This is a genomic window from Pseudohaliea rubra DSM 19751 (assembly GCF_000764025.1).
GTDB lineage: Bacteria > Pseudomonadota > Gammaproteobacteria > Pseudomonadales > Halieaceae > Pseudohaliea > Pseudohaliea rubra.
This window is the reverse complement of the sequence record NZ_KN234745.1, coordinates 217,469-236,084: the sequence shown is the minus strand read 5'-3', so window position 1 is coordinate 236,084 and position 18,616 is coordinate 217,469. Positions and strand designations below refer to the sequence as shown.

The 18,616-nt window shown below is 66.5% G+C and carries 19 protein-coding genes; 5 read left to right on the top strand and 14 right to left on the bottom strand.

Translation table 11 applies throughout. The features are described from left to right. Positions 1-14: 14 nt before the first annotated feature. The 6 genes from ectB to HRUBRA_RS01085 all read right to left on the bottom strand — a co-directional run bounded on the left by ectB (position 15) and on the right by HRUBRA_RS01085 (position 7,054). Positions 15-1,319: a diaminobutyrate--2-oxoglutarate transaminase gene (ectB, locus tag HRUBRA_RS01110; RefSeq protein ID WP_035513609.1), complete on the bottom strand. Its 1,305-nt coding sequence runs from the start codon at positions 1,317-1,319 to the stop codon at positions 15-17. Then, the gene (gene ectA, locus HRUBRA_RS01105; protein WP_236629746.1) at positions 1,316-1,789 is read right to left on the bottom strand and encodes a diaminobutyrate acetyltransferase; all 474 of its coding nucleotides are present in this window, start codon (positions 1,787-1,789) and stop codon (positions 1,316-1,318) included. The genes ectB and ectA overlap by 4 nt, the downstream gene beginning before the upstream one ends. A gap of 256 nt (positions 1,790-2,045) precedes the next feature. Next, positions 2,046-3,254, bottom strand: coding sequence for an acetyl-CoA C-acyltransferase (locus HRUBRA_RS01100; RefSeq protein WP_035513606.1), 1,209 nt, complete (start codon positions 3,252-3,254; stop codon positions 2,046-2,048). Further along, positions 3,251-4,483, bottom strand: a complete 1,233-nt coding sequence (locus HRUBRA_RS01095; RefSeq protein ID WP_035513605.1) for an acetyl-CoA acetyltransferase — start codon at positions 4,481-4,483, stop codon at positions 3,251-3,253. Before HRUBRA_RS01095 ends, HRUBRA_RS01100 begins: the two co-directional genes overlap by 4 nt. Beyond that, positions 4,480-6,135 carry a class I adenylate-forming enzyme family protein gene (locus tag HRUBRA_RS01090; protein WP_035513604.1) on the bottom strand — a complete coding sequence of 552 codons (1,656 nt, stop codon included), beginning with the start codon at positions 6,133-6,135 and terminating at the stop codon, positions 4,480-4,482. The genes HRUBRA_RS01095 and HRUBRA_RS01090 overlap by 4 nt, the downstream gene beginning before the upstream one ends. A 1-nt stretch (position 6,136) precedes the next feature. Continuing rightward, positions 6,137-7,054, bottom strand: coding sequence for an NAD(P)H-dependent flavin oxidoreductase (locus HRUBRA_RS01085; protein WP_035513602.1), 918 nt, complete (start codon positions 7,052-7,054; stop codon positions 6,137-6,139). Positions 7,055-7,219: 165 nt separating this feature from the next. On the opposite strand from HRUBRA_RS01085, the gene HRUBRA_RS01080 reads away from it, so the two are divergent. The 5 genes from HRUBRA_RS01080 to HRUBRA_RS01060 all read left to right on the top strand — a co-directional run bounded on the left by HRUBRA_RS01080 (position 7,220) and on the right by HRUBRA_RS01060 (position 12,970). Next, positions 7,220-8,740 (top strand): carotenoid oxygenase family protein, encoded by a 1,521-nt coding sequence (locus tag HRUBRA_RS01080; protein WP_035513601.1) that lies wholly within the window; start codon positions 7,220-7,222, stop codon positions 8,738-8,740. A gap of 3 nt (positions 8,741-8,743) precedes the next feature. Then, the gene (locus HRUBRA_RS01075) at positions 8,744-9,688 is read left to right on the top strand and encodes a winged helix-turn-helix transcriptional regulator (RefSeq protein WP_236629741.1); all 945 of its coding nucleotides are present in this window, start codon (positions 8,744-8,746) and stop codon (positions 9,686-9,688) included. Then, entirely contained in the window at positions 9,685-11,388 is a 1,704-nt protein-coding gene (paaN, locus tag HRUBRA_RS01070) for a phenylacetic acid degradation protein PaaN (protein WP_035513599.1), read from the top strand. The genes HRUBRA_RS01075 and paaN overlap by 4 nt, the downstream gene beginning before the upstream one ends. A gap of 66 nt (positions 11,389-11,454) precedes the next feature. Continuing rightward, on the top strand, positions 11,455-12,075 hold the full coding sequence (locus tag HRUBRA_RS01065; RefSeq protein WP_035513598.1) for a dUTP diphosphatase: 621 nt from the start codon (positions 11,455-11,457) through the stop codon (positions 12,073-12,075). Next, the gene (locus HRUBRA_RS01060; protein WP_052094240.1) at positions 12,059-12,970 is read left to right on the top strand and encodes a hypothetical protein; all 912 of its coding nucleotides are present in this window, start codon (positions 12,059-12,061) and stop codon (positions 12,968-12,970) included. Before HRUBRA_RS01065 ends, HRUBRA_RS01060 begins: the two co-directional genes overlap by 17 nt. On the opposite strand, the gene HRUBRA_RS01055 is transcribed toward HRUBRA_RS01060, so the two are convergent. The 8 genes from HRUBRA_RS01055 to HRUBRA_RS01020 all read right to left on the bottom strand — a co-directional run bounded on the left by HRUBRA_RS01055 (position 12,967) and on the right by HRUBRA_RS01020 (position 18,207). Continuing rightward, complete coding sequence (locus HRUBRA_RS01055) at positions 12,967-13,254, bottom strand: 4a-hydroxytetrahydrobiopterin dehydratase (protein WP_035513593.1); 288 nt, start codon at positions 13,252-13,254, stop codon at positions 12,967-12,969. The genes HRUBRA_RS01060 and HRUBRA_RS01055 overlap by 4 nt on opposite strands. 81 nt (positions 13,255-13,335) lie before the next feature. Continuing rightward, the gene (gene trmA / locus HRUBRA_RS01050; protein ID WP_035513590.1) at positions 13,336-14,430 is read right to left on the bottom strand and encodes a tRNA (uridine(54)-C5)-methyltransferase TrmA; all 1,095 of its coding nucleotides are present in this window, start codon (positions 14,428-14,430) and stop codon (positions 13,336-13,338) included. Continuing rightward, entirely contained in the window at positions 14,427-14,741 is a 315-nt protein-coding gene (locus tag HRUBRA_RS01045) for a TusE/DsrC/DsvC family sulfur relay protein (RefSeq protein WP_035513589.1), read from the bottom strand. Before HRUBRA_RS01045 ends, trmA begins: the two co-directional genes overlap by 4 nt. A 7-nt stretch (positions 14,742-14,748) precedes the next feature. Beyond that, positions 14,749-15,036, bottom strand: a complete 288-nt coding sequence (locus HRUBRA_RS01040) for a DsrH/TusB family sulfur relay protein (RefSeq protein ID WP_035513587.1) — start codon at positions 15,034-15,036, stop codon at positions 14,749-14,751. Beyond that, complete coding sequence (gene tusC / locus HRUBRA_RS01035) at positions 15,036-15,392, bottom strand: sulfurtransferase complex subunit TusC (protein ID WP_052094239.1); 357 nt, start codon at positions 15,390-15,392, stop codon at positions 15,036-15,038. Before tusC ends, HRUBRA_RS01040 begins: the two co-directional genes overlap by 1 nt. After that, complete coding sequence (gene tusD / locus HRUBRA_RS01030; protein ID WP_035513585.1) at positions 15,389-15,790, bottom strand: sulfurtransferase complex subunit TusD; 402 nt, start codon at positions 15,788-15,790, stop codon at positions 15,389-15,391. The genes tusC and tusD overlap by 4 nt, the downstream gene beginning before the upstream one ends. 64 nt (positions 15,791-15,854) lie before the next feature. Beyond that, positions 15,855-16,529, bottom strand: a complete 675-nt coding sequence (locus HRUBRA_RS01025; RefSeq protein WP_035513583.1) for a Bax inhibitor-1/YccA family protein — start codon at positions 16,527-16,529, stop codon at positions 15,855-15,857. 115 nt (positions 16,530-16,644) lie between these two features. Next, a complete protein-coding gene (locus HRUBRA_RS01020) occupies positions 16,645-18,207 on the bottom strand; it encodes a sodium:solute symporter family transporter (RefSeq protein ID WP_052094238.1) in 1,563 nt (520 codons plus the stop codon). Positions 18,208-18,616: the final 409 nt, after the last annotated feature.

Genomic DNA, 18,616 nt, shown 5'->3' with positions numbered 1-18,616 from the left:
CTGCTCCGGCCGGCTCAGGAGGCGCGGCGCAGTTTGAAGACTTCTGTGGCTTCGGGCATTTCGTCGGTCTCGGCACAGACCTCGGCTACTGCCTTCTCGAGGATGTCGAGCCCACGGGTGAGGTTGGCATCAGTGATCGTCAGCGGGCAGAAAATCTTGATGACCTCGTCGTCGGCGCCACAGGTCTCGATGATCATGCGCTCCTCGAAACAGCGCGCCGCGATCCTGCCGGCGAGCTCACCGCAGACGCAGTTGAGACCCTGGAACATGCCGCGGCCGCGAACAGAGAAATGGCCCTCGCCATGGTTCTCGGCCATGCGCTGCAGACGCTTTGCGACGTAGGCGCCCTTGCGTTTTACACTGTCGCTGAAGGCGCTGCTCGACCAGAATTCATCAATGGTCGCTTTCGCCGTGAGGAACGCCATGTTGTTGCCGCGGAAGGTGCCGTTGTGCTCGCCGGGCTTCCACGCGTCGAGTTCCGGGTGCAGCAGCACGATCGCCATGGGCAGGCCGTAGCCGCTGATGGACTTCGACAGTGTGACGATATCCGGCTTGATCCCGGCGCCTTCGAAGCTGAAAAAAGTACCGGTACGACCACAGCCGGCCTGGATGTCGTCCACGATCAGAAGCATGTCGTGCTTGCGGCAGACCTTTTCGAGGTTGCGCAGCCACTGGGCGGAGGCGGCGTTGACGCCCCCTTCGCCCTGCACGGTCTCGACGAGCACGGCGGCGGGGTGGTCGATGCCGGAGCTGCCGTCACAGAGCAGCTTGTCAAGGTAGGCCGTAGTGTCGACGCCCTTGCCCAGGTAGCCGTCATAGGGAACCCGCGCGATGCCGGCGAGCTGTGTTCCGGCGCCACCGCGATGATGGGCATTGCCCGTCGCCGCAAGGGGGCCAAGGCTCACGCCGTGGAAGCCGTTGGTAAAGGAAACGATGGTCTCCCGGCCCTTGACCTTGCGCGCGAGTTTCATGGCTGCCTCCACGGCATTGGTGCCCGTAGGGCCCGTAAACTGCACGCGGTAGTCGAGCCCGCGGGGTGCGAGGATCTTGTCGCGGAGCGCTTCCAGGAAGTCCGCCTTGGCACGGGTGTGCATGTCCAGGCCGTGGGTGATGCCGTCGTTTTCGATGTAGGCGAGGAGCTTTTCCTTGAGCACGGCGTTGTTGTGGCCGTAGTTCAGCGCTCCGGCGCCTGCGAGGAAGTCGAGGTAGGCGATGCCGTCCTCATCGAAAAGCTCTTCGCCCTGGGCGCGGTTGAAGCTACGCGGGAAGGAGCGTGCATAGCTCTGAACTTCCGATTCCGTTTCCTTGAAGATGTTCATGCGTTGGTCCTCTCGTCGTTGAGGGTTGCTTCGCTGTCCGCGGCCGCCGTGAAGGGGCCGATGCGGACGAGTTGTTCGCTGTCGTGGGCGCCCTGGAAGTGCCGGTCCCGGTCGAACCAGGGGTTGTCCGTGAGCGCTGCGTCCCGGGTGGCTGCCAGCTTGCGGAACAGGCCCCAGGAGGCGTCGTTGTCCGGCGTGATGCTTGTCTCCAGATAACGTACGGCGCGGCAGGCGGGGCGCTCAAGGAGATGCTGGAGCATGCGCAGGGCAAGACCCTGACCGCGGGCGGCAGCCCCGACGGCGACCTGCCAGATGAAGAGGGTGTCCGGCCGGGCTGGAATGAGGTGCCCCGAAATGCAGCCGACGAGATCGTTATCCTGCTCTGCGACGACTGTGGTGGCCGAAAAATGGTCGCACTGAAGCAGGTTGCAGTAGACAGAATTTTCGTCGAGCGGGGGGCACTCGCTGATCAGTTTATGAACAGCCGGGCCATCGTTGAGGGTGGGCGCCCGGAGCTTTGCGGTCTTCCGGGGTACATCACTATTTTCGGGTGTAATGGTTTAGTCCCAAATCAAATTTGTCCTCAATCATACAGATATGAGAAAAAATATCAACTAAGTTGCCGATTTAGAACGTTTTTTGCAAAAAACAGCCCCGGTGTCAGGACTGATAATACTTCCGTCACAAAAAGATTTTGGGCCTTTTTGGATTTTTTCCCTTAGCTCTCTAAGGGTAATGAACCCGCTCGATGATCAGCGCGCTGCCGCTGCCGGCGGCACCGGCAGCCGCCACCAGGCCTCGCTCCAGGCCACGCCGTTCCAGTTCGTCCAGAAGCGTGATCGCCATCACTGCACCGGTGGCGCCCATGGGATGGCCGAGGGCGATCACGCCGCCGTTGACGTTGAGCCGCGCTGCCGGGATACCCAGTCGCTCCCGGGCCACCACGGGGACTGCGGCAAACGCTTCATGAATCTCAAACAGATCGATTGCATCCCGGGTCAGGCCCTCGCGCTCAAGGAGCGCCTCGGTCGCCGCCAGGCAGCCCGTCAGCACCTGAAGCGGATCTGCCGCGACGGTACATGCCGCCCGTATCCGTGCGCGGGGTGCCAGGCCGAGCGTATCGGCGAGCGCCTCATTGCCCACGAGGAGCAGGGCGGCACCGTCGGCCATGGCCGGCGAGTTGCCGGCGGTGTGAATGTGCTCGATCCCCTCGAGCGAGGGGTTGGCGCTTCGCTGAAACGCGTCCACGCCCGCTGCCCCGGCTTCGGCGAAGGCCGGAGGCAGGGCGGCGAGGTCTTCGGCGCTAAGGCCGTCGCGGATGCACTCGTCCACGCCCACCGTGCCCGCCGGCGTCCTGACAGGCACCAGGGAGCGGTCAAAGTGGCCGGCGTCCCGGGCGTGGGCGGCTCGGGTCTGGCTTTCCAGGGCCACCGCGTCCGCTGCTTCCCGGCTTACCCCGTTCAGGGTGGCGATCAGGTCCGCCCCGCTGCCCATCATCAGCATGCGACAGGCGGCCGCGAAGGGTGGGTCCGTGAATACACGCGCCTGGTCCGCGAGCATAGGCACCCGGGACATCATCTCCACGCCCCCGGCCACTACAGCGTTGGCCTCGCCGCTGCGAACCTTGAGCCCGGCCAGCGCGATAGCGTCGATGCCTGAGGAGCAGTAGCGGTTTACCGTGAGTCCGGGAACCCGATCGGGCCAGCCCGCATAAAGTACGGAGGCGCGGGCGATATTCCCGGCCTGCTCGCCGTACTGGGTGACGCAGCCGAGAATCACGTCATCGACTGCGGCTGGTGCCAGCTGTGCGCGGGTGGCAAGGGCTTCATAGAGCTGGGCGAGCACAGCATGGGGTGTTAATGCGTGGAGTCCGCCGGAGTCTTTCGCGCGCGCACGAGGACTGCGTACGCCCTCGTAAAGATAGGCCTCGCTCATGCGCCGACCCCCACTACAAAGCTCGCGCAGGTGGTCGTGGAGCCCCCGACGTTGAAAGTGAGCAGGTTCTCCGCGCCGGCGACCTGGCAGACCCCGGCGCGGCCGGTGACCTGTCTGGCGCCGTCGAGCACCATGCGCACGCCCGTTGCACCCACCGGGTGCCCGAGGCCGATGAGCCCGCCACTGGGATTTACCGGGAAGGCGCCGTCCCGGGCGATGCGGCCATCCTCGATCGCCTGCCAAGCCTGGCCGGGGGGCGTGAGACCGCTGTGGTCCAGGGCGAGGTATTCGGTGATGGTGAAACAGTCGTGGGTCTCGAGGCCGTCCAGCTCGCTGACCCGGGCATAGCCTGCGCGGTGCAGGGCATCCTCGATGGTCTTCGCCGCATGGGGGAAGATCAGCGGTTGGCCCGCGCTGAGGGCAAGCTTGCGCTCCAGGAGCAGGGGCGCGCTGCGGTGGCCCCAGCCTTTGATACGCGGGATATCCGCGAGAGCGAGACCGCGGCGCTGCGCATGGGCGCGGGCTGCGTCCTCGCTGGCCAGTACCAGGCAGGCAGCGCCGTCGGTGATCTGGCCGCAGTCGAGCTTGCGGATGCGACCGTCAATGACGGGGTTCAAGGTGTCATCGCTGGCGAAGCAGCCATCCGGAAAGGTCCATTCCCGGGTCTGGGCCTTCGGGTTGCCGCGGGCGTTGCCGAAGTTGATCTCGGCGATGCGCGCGAGGTACTCCTCGCGGATGCCGTAGCGCTGCTCGTACTCGGCGGTGATGCGATCGAAGAGATGGGGCCAGGGGAACGGCGCGTCCTGCGCCTCCTGACCCTGCCAGGCGGCAGCACCGAGGTACTCTGCGCCGGTACGGCCGTCGACGTTGCGCATGAGCTCAAGGCCCAGCACGCAGGCGACACTGTAGTGTCCGGCCTCGAGGTCGCGCATGGCGGCGAGTACGGCCATGGAGCCGGAGGCGCAGGCGGCCTCGTGGCGCGCGGTGGGTATGCCTGCGAGCTCCGGATAGACGTGGCCGAAAAAGCCGCCGAGCAACCCCTGGCGGGCGAAGAGATCGGCGACGAAGTTGCCAACGTGGCCGACTTCGATCTGCCCCGGTTCGATGGCGGCGTCGGTTACCGCCTCCTCCAGGGTTTCCCGGAACATGGCGAAGAGGTCCAGTCCCTCCCGGGCCCAGTTTCGGGCGAAATCGCTCTGGGCGCCGCCCAGGATGTAAACGTGGTTCACAGCGTGTCTCCCCGGGCTGCGACCGCAGCCACCAGTTCGTCGCGGACAACCTTGCCTAGCGGATTACGCGGCAGGGTATCGAAGAGCTCTATGCGTTCCGGGGCTTTGAAACGGGCGAGCCCGCGCTCACTGAGCCATGTTCCGAGAGCGTCGATGGTCGGTGCGCTCGCGCCGTCAGTGAGCACCAGGCAGGCGCAGATGCGCTCGCCCAGCTCCGGGTCTGCGTAGCTGCAAACGGCAGCTTCGGCCAGGTCCGGGTGCCCCTCAAGGAGCGTGTCGAGTTCACTCGGTGAAAGCTTCATGCCGCCGCGGTTGATGATGTCCTTGCAGCGGCCGACGATCCGGTAGTAGAGCGGGGGGGCGCCGCTGATCTCCACCAGGTCGCCGGTGCGGAAGAAGCCGTCGTCGCTGAACAGGCCCCGGTTGTCGTGGCCGAGATAACCGTCAAAGACGCCGGGGCCGGCAATGCACAGTTCCCCGGAGGCACCGGGCTCGTTGATCGGGGCGCCGCTGGCGGGGTCGATGACCCGGGTTTGCAGGACCTCGGCGCCATAGCCGGTAAAGGGCATGCCGGCGACACCGAGACGGGGAAACAGCTTTGCGCGCTGTTCCGCCGCTGGCGCCGTCTCCGGGGTGGCAAAGAGGGCGATGCCCTCGTTGGAACCATAGAAGTTCACTACTGGCTTGCCGTAACGCCCCTCAAAGGCTTCGATCATTGCGGGCGAGAGGGGTACCGAGCCGGAGCCCACGGCGCGAAGGGCGCTGAAATCGAACTGCTCCCAAAGCGCAGGCTGCTGCGCCAGGCGGTTCAGGAGGGCCGGCGGCGCAATAGTGAAGTTTACGCTCTCGTCCTGAAGCTGGGCGAGGTATAGCGCCGGGTCCAGGGGGTGGTGCAGAACGACGGTGCAGCCAAGCAGCGCCATGGGAAACAGAAAGCCGCCGAGGGCCGCCATGTTCACGAAAGGGAAGGGCGCCAGAAGTACCTCCCCCGGGCGGTAGCCACCGGCGGTCTGCGTGGTGCGGCCCTGCACCGACCACATATTGTGGGAGCGGGGCACGCCCTTCGGTGTGCCGGTGGTGCCGGAGGTCCAGCAGACGGTGAGGATGGCGTCGGCATCATCCGCCCAGTTGCCCCGGGTCTGGTCGCGCGCGGCCGCGCCGGCGAGGAGTTCATCGATCGGCCAGGCGTCTATCCCGGGCAGGGCGGCGGCGCCGTCATCGAGAAGGGTACGGTCGCCCAACACTTGCTGGCTGATGAAGGCGCGGGGCGACAGGGCGCTGGCAAAGCCGGCGATCTCGTGCAGGCCGTATTGCACCGCGAGCGGCGACAGCACGGCGCCGAGCTTGCTCGCTGCGACGTAGAGCAGTACGAGGGCATGGGTGTTGGGCAGCTGCACGAGGAGGGCGTCGCCGGGGCCTATGCCGCGCGCCGCGAGTTCCCGGGCCAGGCCGTTGCTCTCCCGGTCGAGCATTGAGAAGTCGAGGCGGCGCGGTGGGCCGGCACCAAGGGCTTCACTGTTCGGGGGATCGATGACAGCCGGCCGGTCTCCTGCGCGCCCAGCGAGGCCGGCAAGCAGGCTGTGGAGCGTGTCGTCAGCCCAGTGGCCGGCCTGCCGGTGAGCGGCGATCCGCGCCGCGGTGCTCGTTTTCATGTCAGGGCGTTTCCTTCGCAGCGTTATAGGTGCGGATGAGCTCTTCAACAATGGCGCTGATCGGTTGTACCGCGCGCACCGCACCGACCCCCTGGCCGGCGGACCAGACGTCGCGCCAGCGCCTGGCTTCGCCGGCCGCGGCAAGCACGTCGATGTCCCCCGCTGCCGGCATGGCCTCTGGATCGTAGCCCGCTCGAAGGAGGCTCTGTCGCAGCCAGTTGGCGCGCACGCCGGTGAGGGCATCGGAGCAGACAATGTCGTTGCTTGAAGCGGCCACAACCATGGCCTTGTAGTCGGGGTCTGCCATGCTCTCCTCACTGGCGATGAAGCGGGTGCCCAGGTAAGCGTAGTTCGCGCCGAGTACTTCTGCGGCACGGACGGCTCGTCCGGTGCTGATGCCGCCGCCGAGGACGATAGGCCCGTCCCAGAAGCGGCGCACCTCCTCTACGAAAGCGAAGCCGGCGATCTGCCCCGTATGTCCTCCGGCCCCGGCAGCAACCAGCACCAGACCATCTGCGCCGGCCTCAAGCGCCTTGGCGGCGAAGCGCGGGTCGATGACGTCGGCGAAGACAAGGCCGCCGTAGCTGTGCACCGCCTCCACGGCCTCCCGGGGGCTGCCGAGGGCGGTGATCACCAGCGGAGCGCGGAAGCGCACGGCGAGGTCCAGATCCGCGTGCCGACGCGTATTGGAGCGATGCATCATCAGGTTGATCGCCCAGGGCGCATGCTCGCTGTCGCTTACCGCCCCGGTGATGTCGGTGAGCCAGCGTTCAAGGTCCTCGATGGTGCGGGCATTGACGGACGGGAAGCAGCCGACGATACCGGCATGGCAGGCCGCGATGACCATCGCCGGACCTGACTGAAGGAACATGGGGGCCTGGAACACGGGCAGGCGCAGGCGGGACAGGCAGTCCGTCATCGGGTAACCACAGTCACTTTTTTAATTAGACCTGAAGTCTAGGCCAGCAGGCGCAGTGCCGCAAATACCCATGATACGGGTACGCCCGGTCCTCCCATCAGTGGCTTGCATAACAGAACTGCGGCTCTATACTCGGGGGAAGAGTTACCCATCCAGGAGCGCACCATGGGTCTTCCGGCACAGCATCCCAAGTATCCCACCGTTAATCACTGCGTCGGGGGCGTGACCCGTTTTGACGATGCTCCGGACTGGATCTACAGCCTCGATAACCCCTACCTTCACGGCGTGTACGCGCCGGTCACGGGCGAGCTGGCGGCAGAGTCCCTGCCGGTAACCGGCGAGCTGCCAGCGGACCTCGAGGGGGCGTACCTGCGCAATGGCCCCAACCCGCAGTTGCCGCCGAAGAACCGATATCACCCCTTCGACGGCGACGGCATGATTCACGGGGTTTATTTCCGCGACGGAACTGTGGGCTACCGCAACCGGTGGGTCGCAACCCATGCCCTCGCCGAGGAGCAGGCCCGGGGAAGTTCCCTATCCCCCGGCGTCATGGGCCCCTTCGATTACAGCGTTTCGCCCTTCGGTATCAAGGACACATCGAACACGGATCTTGTCTACTACCACGGGGACCTGATCTCCCTCTGGTACAACGCGGGCAATCCCTGCCGCCTGGACGGCGAAACGCTCGCTACCCATGGAGCCTTTGAGCTTCCCGGGCGGCGCCATGCGCGCATGTCCGCACACTCGAAGGTCGACTGGGCCACGGGAGAGTTGATTTTCTTCGACTATGGCGACGAGCCGCCCTACATGACTTACGGCATTGCAGACCGCACGGGGCGCCTGGTGCACGAGACGGCCATCGAGCTGCCCGGACCGCGGCTGCCCCACGATATCGGTTTCACCCGTCATTATGCGGTCGTGCACGACCTGCCGTTCTTCCACGACATGGACGTGCTGCGCAAGCACCATCTGCGCGTACTTACCTTCCACCGCGATATCCCGACGCGCTTTGGCATCGTGCCGCGCTACGGTGACGGCGGGGACGTGCGCTGGTTCGAGTGCGAGCCCTGCTACATCCTTCACGTGAGCAACTGCTGGGAGGAGGGTGACTGGGTGGTGATGGACGGCTGCCGTTCCCGCAACCCCATGCCGCAGGCCAGGCCCGGCGAGGGCGAGCTCGCGCACATGCTCGCCTACATGCGCCTGGAGGCGAACAATTATCGCTGGCGCTTCAACCTGCGCACGGGCGAGGTGCGCGAGGGCGACATTGACGATCTCAATACCGAATTCAACAAGACCAATCCGCTGTTTCATGGTGAGAAGAGCCGCTATGCGTACCACCAGCGCATCCCGCTGTCCCATGAAGGCGGTCATACGCTGCGCTTCACCGGGCTGGTCAAGTATGACAACGAGACCGGCCGGCGCTGGCAGTGGGACTACGGTGCCGGGGTTTTCGGCAGCGAAGCCGTCTTCGCCCCGCGCCGCGGTGCCGGGCGGGAACGGGCCGAGGACGATGGCTACGTGATCACCCTGGTGACCGACAGCAATAGCTGGCAGTCGGACTGCCTGGTTTTCGACGCCCGCGCCATCGAGGACGGCCCCCTGGCCCGGGTGCATCTGCCGCGGCGGGTGCCCTTTGGCTTCCATGCCACCTGGGCCCGGGGCGAGGACTTGTATCGCGCCTGAATCGTGAGCGTTCTCGTCACCCGTGCCAGCTCCATCAACCGGGCGCTTGACGAGATCGGTGACCGTTGGTGTCTGCTTATCCTGCAGGAAGCCTTCTGGGGCGGTTCCACCTTTGGTGGCCTCCTCGCCGCGACCGGCGCCTCCCGCGGCGTTCTGTCGGACCGGCTGAAGTGGCTCCGGGGTATTGACTGCCTGCGTCAGCGGCATGGTCGTTACCGCCTCACCCGCAAGTCCCTGGACCTCTACGATACGGCTCTCATGGCCGTGGCCTGGGAGCGGTGTCACTACCCGGTAGCGCCGCAGCAGGACTTCACGCTGCGTCACCGTCGCTGCGGGCAGCGATTTTCGCCGGTGCTTGCCTGTGAGGCCTGTGAGCTGCCCGTGGACGGCCGCGCCGTTGCCTACGAGCCCGGCCCCGGCGCCGCGAGGGACGAGCGGCCGGTCAAGACCCGGCGGCGCTCGTCGCTGCCCGCAAGCGCCGTCCCTGCGGCGCGCAACGTCTATCGCCAGCTCGTGACCCTGGTCGGCGATCGCTGGACCGCCAATGTCATCGCACTCGCCTTCCACGGTATCGCACGCTTCGACGATTTCCACCGGGAATTACCGGTGGCCACAAACACCCTGACTGATCGTCTTCGCCTGCTCGAAGACGCCGGCGTGCTCGCCGCCCAGGCCTATCAACGTCGGCCACGGCGCTTTGAATACCGCCTCACGAGCAAGGGTTGGGACCTGTTTCCCTTCTTCCAGACACTGCTCCACTGGGGGGATCGATGGTGTGACCTCAACGGCAAAGGGCCGCCGATGCTGCTCCGCCACGGTCCCTGCGGTGAACGCCTGCGCAGCCGCGTACGCTGCGACCAGTGTGGCGATCCGCTTGAGGCCCATGACGTGGAGCTGACCTTCGCTGAGGAGCGGGAGCCCACTACCGCAGGAGACTATGCATCATGACGATCGATTACCTTGCCCGCCATCGGACCCTGCTCGATCAGGCGCTCGCCGCCTGCGCGGACCGACGCCATTTCAGCGGCTGGCCCGAAAACCCGAGTAGCAAGCTTCACGGCGAGGACGTGCCGGCGGCCGGCAAGGCCCGCTTCGAAGACCTGCTCGGCAGGCCCTTCCCGCTGGCGCAGCCGGCGGAGCGTGGGCGCATCGGCGAAGAAGTGTCGCCCTACACGTGCGAGCCCCTGGGCATCAGTTACCCGAAGGTGGACGTGCCCGCCCTGTACGCGGCGATCGATAGCGCGCACGGTCCCTGGGCGGCCGCGGATCCCGATACCCGGGTGGGAGTCTGCCTGGAGATGCTTGCGCGCTGCGGTGAACAGCTGTTTGAAAACGCCCACGCCACCATGCATACGTCCGGCCAGTCCTACGTCATGGCCTTTGCCGGTAGCGGAGCGAACGCGCTGGATCGCGGACTGGAAGCACTGGCCTACGCTCATAAGGCTATGGCTGACGTGCCGCGCAGTGGCCGCTGGCAGCGGCAGTTCGGCCGCGACGGCGTAGCGGACCTGGTCAAACAGTACCGGCTTCGGCCCCGGGGTGTCGGCGTGGTGATCTGCTGTGCCACCTTTCCTCTCTGGAATGCTTATCCGGCGCTCTGCGCTTCCCTGGCGACCGGCAACCCGGTGGTGCTGAAGCCACATCCGCGGGCGGTGCTGCCGGTAGCGCTTGTGGTCTCGGCGTGCCGCGCGGTGCTGGAAGAAGCGGGCTTCGATCCCAACCTTGTCACGCTTGTCGCCGATACCCGCGCTGAGCCCGCCACCCAGGAACTGCTCGCTCAGCCGCAGACCGCGATCGTCGATTACACCGGCAGCCCGGTCTTCGGCAGCTGGCTGGAGCAGAACTGCCCGGGCAAGCTCGTGTTCACGGAGACCGCCGGCTGCAACTCCGTCGTGCTTGAATCCACCGATGACCTTGCCGCAACGGCCCGGGCCATTGCCCAGTCGCTCTGCCAGGCCTCGGCACAGATGTGTACCAGCGTGCAGAACATTCACGTGCCCGCCGCTGGCGTACGCGTGGGAGGCGAGCTGGTGCCGGTCGAGACGGTGGAGCAGGCTCTGCGCGAGGCTGTGGATGGCTGGCTCGCGGAACCGCGTCGTGCGGCGACGCTGTGCGGGACCCTCTTCGACGAATCGGTGCAGGCAACGGTTGATGCGTGCCGGGAACGCGCCGCCGGCGCCGGGACGATCCTGCGCGATTCCACCGGCTACGAAAATCCTGATTTCCCCGCTGCGCGAACGGCGACGCCGCTCATGATCGCCGCGACACCCGATGACGCGGACTGGTACCGCCAGGAGGTTTTCGGTCCGGTGTCCTTCGTGATCCGCCACCGTTCCGCCGACGAAGCCCTCGAAGATGCGACGCGCAACGCGCGCGAGTGCGGTGCGATTACCGCTCATGTGTACAGCACGGATGCGGCTTTTATCGAGCGCGCCATTGACGCCTACCACGACGCCGGCGCGTCCGTTGCGTGCAACCTGCACGGCATGCCGATCAATTTTGCGGCCGCCTATTCGGACTATCACGTTACCGGCCTCAACCCTGCGGGCAATGCCTGCCTCGCGGACCTCGCGTTTGTCGCCGGCCGCTTCCGCATCGTGCAGGCCAAGGTGCCGGCTGCCGCACCTGCGGAGAAGAAAACGGGCTGATCGGCAGGCTGTGAGGCCTTCACGGGCGCTGCTACACTGCGGTCTCCGATGCGTAGGAGCCAGGCCGTGCAGCAGCAACTCGAGACCATGCTCGCCATGCAGGACCGCATGAATACGCGGGTTCACCCTGAGTGGCGGGCCCAGAACTTCGCCTGGTACCGGGCCACCTGGATCGAGTGTGCCGAGCTTCTGGAGCACTACGGCTACAAATGGTGGAAGCGGCAGGAGCCGTGCATGGAGCAGGTGCGCCTGGAGGTCGTCGACATCTGGCACTTCGGTCTCTCCATGCTCCTTCAGGGCGACGACGACCACGCGGCGCTGGCTGCGCGCCTGGCGGCGGCGCTTGAAAGTCGGGCGCCGGCCACCGAAGACCTGCGCCTGGCCACGGAAGCCCTGGCTGCCGAAGCGCTGACAGCACGGCGCTTTTCCGTCACCGCCTTTCGCGACCTCATGCTTACCGCCGGCCTGACCATCGACGACCTCTACAGCACTTATGTTGGTAAGAACGTGCTCAACTTTTTCCGTCAGGACCACGGCTACCAGGACGGAAGCTACCGCAAGCTCTGGGCCGGCCGCGAAGACAACGAGCATCTGCACGAGGTCCTCGGCAGCCTCGACCGCGGTGCCGCGGACTTTCCCGAGCGGCTCTATGCCGCCCTCGGCGAGCGCTATGGCGCCGGGGAGTGACGACCGGGAGGAGGGCACGATGCTCTCCACCTCGGCGTTGGCCAAGAAGCTGCAGCTGCCGATGCAGCAGCTCTTCGCCACCTTGCGCGACTACGGTTGGATCGAGCGCAGCGGCGACCACTGGCTGCTGACACCGAAGGGTGAGTTCGAGGGCGGCGGTTACCAGGACAGCAAGCGTTTCGGTCGCTACGTGGTCTGGCCGCAGAAGCTTGCTACCCACCCGCTTCTCGCGGCCATCGAGTCACGGCAGCGGATCACCGTCCGGGGCATGCGCCGCTACTACCCGCAGCTTCATCCGCAGACCATCAACCGTGCCCTGGCCGAGCTCGGTTTGCAGGAGCATACGCTCCTGGGCTGGGAGCTCACCGAACTCGGCCGCCGCTTCGGAGGCCAGCAGGAAGAAAGCGACGACTCGGGGGCGCTCTATGTCAGCTGGCCCCATGAGCTTATCGACGAGGCGGTGGTACATCGGGAGCTCGGTCGCTTCTCCGAGCACGGCGCGCCGCGGGTCGACGACAGCGCGGAGCCGGATCTTTTTGCAAGCTCGGGGCGGCTTAGCGTAGAAGGCTATGCCGGTATCGACGGGCACGTGCTGCACAGCCCGCTGCAGATGCATGTGTGTAACTGGCTCTACCTGGCACAGCTCACGCACGCGCACGCCCGTTCCCTGCCAGTGGATGAGCCCCTTTGCGCCGATTTTTACCTGCCCGCCGGCCGCATCTATGTGGACTGCTGGGAAGCGGATGTGCCCGCCGGTGAACTGAGCAGCCGGCTGCGCAAGCGCGACATCTACGTTGAGCTCGGTTTGCGCAATATCGAGATCAACGCGCGCGACGAGAGCCGCCTCGACGAGGTACTGGGGCGGCGGCTGCTGGAGTTCGGTTTTCGCTTCTAGCTGTCCCCGGCGCTGTCATTGATTGCCGCCGCCAGCTTCAGGTCGAGTTCCGTCAGCCCGTTGGCGTCGTGCGTCGACAGTCCGATGCTCACCGAGTTGTAGACGTTGCTCCACTCCGGGTGATGATTCATGGCCTCGGCCAGGAGCGCCACCCGGCTCATGAACCCCCAGGCCGCATTGAAGTCGGCAAATTTGAAGTCGCGCCGCAGGTGGTCGCCGTTCCGCTGCCAGCCGGGGAGCTTGTCGAGGGCCGCCGCGACAGTGTCGTCGTCGAGCCTTTCCATGGAAACCTCCGTGATGGGTCCTTGTGTGCGTTGGGTACTGTGGTGTGCGCCGTGCTTCGCGCAGGAGTAACGGCAGATGGGTCAGCGTCGCCCCAGGGCAACAGCGCACTCCATGTGCTCAGTGTAGGGGAACTGGTCGAAGAGCCCAAAACGGGTGATGCGGTAGTCGCCGTGCAGCGCGGCGAGATTCTCCGCCAGCGTGAGGGGGTTGCAGGAAACGTAGAGCAGGTGGTCGAAGCGGCGCAAGCTCGCGAGCGTCGCCGGGTCCAGGCCGGCTCGCGGCGGGTCCACGAAGGCGGTGCGCAGGTCGTGCTCTTCCAGCGCGACCGGCAGCTCGGCGAGGCGGCGGAAAGGGCGTTCGCCGCGCAGGGCGCTGCTCATCTCCTCGGCCGACAGGCGCACCACGGCGGCGTTGTCGATGCCATTGTCGGCGAGGTTGTGCCGGGCGTCGCGCACCGACACCTTGGACAGCTCCGTGGCGAGCACGCGCGGGAAATAGCGGGCCAGCGGCACGGTGAAATTGCCGTTGCCGCAGTAGAGCTCGAGGAGGTCGCCAGGCAGCTCCGCGGCGGCCGCACAGGCCCACTCGAGCATGGCCTCATTGACGGCGGCGTTCGGCTGCGTAAAGGCCTGCTCGCGCTGCCGGTAGCGGCAGGGACGGCCGTTCACGGTCAGCACCTCCGTGACCCAGTCGCGGCCGATGACTACTTTCTGGCCGCGGCTGCGCCCGACGATGGCCAGATCGAGCGCTTCTGCCAGTGCGGTCGCCGCCGCTTCCCAGACCTCGTCAAGGCGCCGGTGATAAGCCAGGGTGACCAGGACCTCGCCCGTGGTTGTCGCCAGAAACTCCACCTGGAACAGCTTGCGTCGCAGGTGGTCGTGGTCGCGGAGCGCCCGGCGCAGCGGCTCCATGCGCTCGCGGATCGGGATGCAGGCAATGGGAAAGTCGTCGACGCGCAGCGGTTCCTTCGGTGCGGCCGGATCGAACATGGCATAGAAGCTGTCGTCGCCCGCGTGCCAGAAACGGAATTCAGCACGCATGCGGAAGGCTTCCGGCGGCGAGGGCGCGACCGTGACTGCCGGCGGGTCGAAGGGCGCCAGGAGGGCGCTCACACGGGCGACCTTGTCAGCGAGCAGGGCGTCGTAGCGCGCGGGCTGGAAGCGGGGCAGGCTCACAGGCAGTTCGCCGGCCGGGGCAGGCCGGCGAGGCGGGCGCTGACCTTCGCCGGCGAACCGGGGAAGAGCTTGAGAAGGTAGAGGCTCGTGCCCTTGTCGGGGCCGAGCTCCTGCCGGCAATACTTCACCAGCGCCCGCATGGCCGGCGAGCTGTCGAAGGTGGCGTAATAACGCCGTAGAAGTTCGAGCACCTCCCAGTGGGCATCGCCCAGGGCGATACCCTCCTCGACGGCGAGCGCCGCGGCGACGTCGCGGTCCCAGTCGCCGCTGTCGCGGAGGAAGCCGTCCTTGTCCAGCGGAGGCAGGGCCATGAGCGGGTCAGAACCAGGCCCGCTGGGCGGTGTGCTGCTCGGTCAGGGCGAGGAAGCCGGCGGCGTCGGCCACCGCGACGCGCGAGTCGCAGCGCTCCGTGAGTCCGCAGGCGGCTAGGTCGGCAGCCAGTACGTGGAGCGTGGCCCCGCTTTCCGCCCAGGCCGTCAGGCCGGGAGCGGCGACGTGCCAGGCTCCATCGCCGTGGAACAGAACCGCGTCACCTTCCCGGAGCTGGGCCAGGACAGTCTCGGCGGCCCGGGCGCCGGGGAGCAGGTTGACCGTGTGCAGCGCCATCAGAAAGCCAGCAGGTGTTCGTGCCGGTCCTGCAGCTCGCGCTGGGCCGCGGGATCGAGCACGGTGACGAAGGCGGGCAGGTCATCCTCTGCCAGGCCGTGGCGGTCAAGCGCTTCGCTGTCGGCATAGACCGCCTCGAGGTCGTAGAGCGGCATGGAGTCGATCAACCGGCGCAGGCTTTTGCGGCCGATGGCTGCCGGCTCCTGTGCCGGCGCCAGCTGCAGGACGCCGGGACCGGCGAAGAGCACGCTCACCGACTGGTCGAAGGCGGCGTAGGCGAGGGCGGCATCCAGCCCCGCCCGCGCGAGGGTACCGGCGTAGGGCGCCCGGTTCATGAGCAGCAGTGTCGCCTTCACGGCGCACCGCCGCCGAAGGTCAGGGCCCGGTCAGCGGCTGCGGTGGCCTCGACCAGCAGACCGAGTCCGCCAAGGGTAAAGCCCTCCGCCAGGGTGGCGGCCGGGCGCTCGAAGCGGGCGGCCTCGTCCGCATCGAGCACCCCATGGCGCACGGCCGAGCCGATACAGGCGATGAGCTCAACGCCGTGGTTGCGGGCCAGGGCCTGCCATCCCTCCCGGGCGGACGGCTCGTCGCCGGGGGGTACAGTGCTGTCGAGGGCCACCTGCGTCCCCGCGTCGGAGAAGAAAACCCGGGGCAGCGCGTGCCCCGCCGCGATGGCGGCTTCGCAGAGAGCGATGGCGGCGCGGTGCACGGCGCTGGCCTGGGGCGGGGCGAGCACGAGGAGGGCGTAACGCATGGGGATGGAGTATAAACAAAAAACCCCGGCAGGGCCGGGGTTTCCGGGGCGGCGCGGGGCCCCGTCAATCGTCGCCGCCGAGCGCCGTGAGCAGGCTCAGCAGGTGGATGAACAGGTTGTAGATGTTCAGATACAGGCCCACCGTGGCGCGGATGTAGTTGGTCTCGCCGCCGTGGATGATGCGGCTGGTGTCATAAAGGATCAGGCCCGACATGATGAACACCACAGCCGAGGAGATCGTGAGTGACAGGGCCGGGATCGCCAGGAAAATATTGGCGATCATCGCCACCACGGCGACCAGCAGGCCGACCATGAGGAAACCGCCCAGGAAGGAGAAGTCCTTGCGGGTGGTCAGCGCATAGGCCGACAAAGCGAAGAACACCACGGCGGTGCCGCCGAGTGCCTGCAGTACCAGCGTTGAGCCGCCGGGCATCGACAGGTAGTAGCTGAGGAGCGGCCCCAGGGAAGCGCCCATGACACCGGTAAAGGCGAAGATCGCCGGCAGGCCTTTCGCCGTGTCGGCGAGGCGGTTGACCACGAATAATAATCCGAAGCCGACGAGCGTCAGCACCAGCGCGGCGCCGTGGCCGAGGCCCAGGGCCATGGACACGCCCGCCGTGCCAGCGCTGAAGAGCAGGGTCATTCCCAGCAGCATGTAGGTATTGCGAAGCACCTTATTGGTGCTGGCCGCCTGCTCCATGCCGCTGCTGGCAACGTTATAAAGGCTTCTGTTCTCCATCGTTAACTCCGTCGGAACACGTGCTGAAGTAAGACCGGGGCCACCACTAATGGTTCCCCGACACTGTCCTACAGTATGGGGGCTGTGGGGCGCTTTGCAAGAGGCATCGGACCTGTCAACCGAGCCCCCGGGACAGCACCTGGACAGCGCCCAGGACGGCGATGATCGACGCTGTGCCGGCGCCGAGCCAGCGGAGGCTGCGCCGCCCCGGCAGGCGAAGAGCCTGCAGGTTCAGCGGGTGTCCCTGCACTGCGGTGAGCACCAGGGCCGCAGCCAGCGCCAGCAGCAGGCCGGAGACATTCCACCAAAGCCAGGAGACCCCGGGCAGCGTCAGCGCGATAATGATATTACCGCCGATACCCACAAGGAATCCGCCCAGTGCCGGCAGGCCCCGCGCCCCGGAGACAAGGAGCGCCAGTAGGAACAGCGCCAGGAGCGGCCCGTTGGCCATGGAGCCCACCTTGTTGATGGCCTCGAGCACGGTGGGAGCGATACGCTCCACGGTGAAGGAAAAACCCACGGCCGCCGCTCCCCAGGCGAGGGTCACGAGGCGCGAGAGGCGGAACAGCTGCTCTTCGCTGCGCAACCGGCCCCGGTCGATAAAGTCCTCCAGCGTGGCTGCAGAGAGGCTGTTGAGCGCCGAGTCGATAGAGGACATGGCGGCCGCGAACAGACCGACGATGGCGAGGCCGGCGAAGCCCGGAGCGAACTCCCGGGAGACGAAGGCCGGAAAGACAAGGTTGATGTTGGCGCTGCCGTCCGCCGTGCGCGGCAGGGATGCCAGAAATTCCGGCTGCCGCGTCGCATAGGCTGCCAGACCCAGGCCGAGAAGGCAGTAGGCGAGCACCAGGGGAAAGCGGAGCAGGCCATTCAGGACCAGCACCCGTTCGAGGCCCTGCCGGTCCCGCGCTGCCAGCAGCCGTTGCGCCTGGCTCTGGTCACAGCCGTAGTAGGCCACATAGAGGAAAAAGCCACCGAAGAGCATCGGCCAAAAGCCGTAGTCGTTGCCCGTGGTCAGCCCCCAGTCGTTCACCAGGGGCCCGAGCCGGGGCGCAAGTCCGTCGAGGTCCGCGAGCAGCGGCTCGGCCAGCCAGGCGAGGGCAAACAGCACGGCCGCCACCAGCAGGACCATCTGCATCATGTCGGAGATGACCACCGCGCGCATGCCGCCGAGCACGTCGTAGGCGATCGTGATACCCATGAGCAGGCAAACGGCCACGGGGTAGCTGAGCTCCGTGATAAGCCCCAGTACCGAGGCGACGCCGTAGACCGTGACCCCGGTGGCGACCCCCCGGAAAACGAGGAAGCAGCCGCTGGCCAGCAGACGGGCCGCCGGCCCGAGGCGCTTTTCCAGAAACGCATAGATCGAGATCACACCGCTCGCGTGGACCGGCGCAAACAGGAAGCAGAGCGCAAGCATCGCCAGCGGCACCGCGAGTTCGTACTGCAGCCAGAGCAGCCCGCCGGCCGCGGCAAAGCCGACGAAGGCGGGCGCGCCGAGCAGGCTGTTGGTAGAGCACTGAGTGGCAATGATCGATGTAGCCAAGGCCCAGTTCGGCAGGCCGCGGCCCGCCAGATAATAGTCCTCCCGGGAATGCTGGTGCCGACCGAGACCGAGGGCAAGGAGCAGCATGCCAGCGAGGTAGGAGCCGATGACCCACCAGTCGAGCGTTGCCATCAGCTTTCTACCACCGGTGCTTTCGGTGGCCGCCCGGCGCTGCGCCGGCTCGTGTTCACGGCGTGATCAGTCGCGGCGAGGTATCGTGCCATGGTTCGCATGCTGCCCCTGTTCTGTCGCTCCTTGCACCGATGCTTCACGCTGCGGACGAAAACAGCGTCCACCACATTGCCGGCGAGCCCCTGAAGGGTACTTCGCGGCAGCAGAGGAGGCCAAGGCCCTGGTATTTTCGCTCCAGGACGAGAACGGGCGCCGAGCCTATATGGTAGAGGGACCGGCGGCACCCTCCCGCAGCCGGCCCGGAATGCTGCGATGCATGAATCTCGAGCAGCGCCCGGCCAGCTAAAGCTGCCCCCCGGAAGGCTACGAAGAACCAAAAAAAAGCCCCGGCTCAGGGCCGGGGCGATAA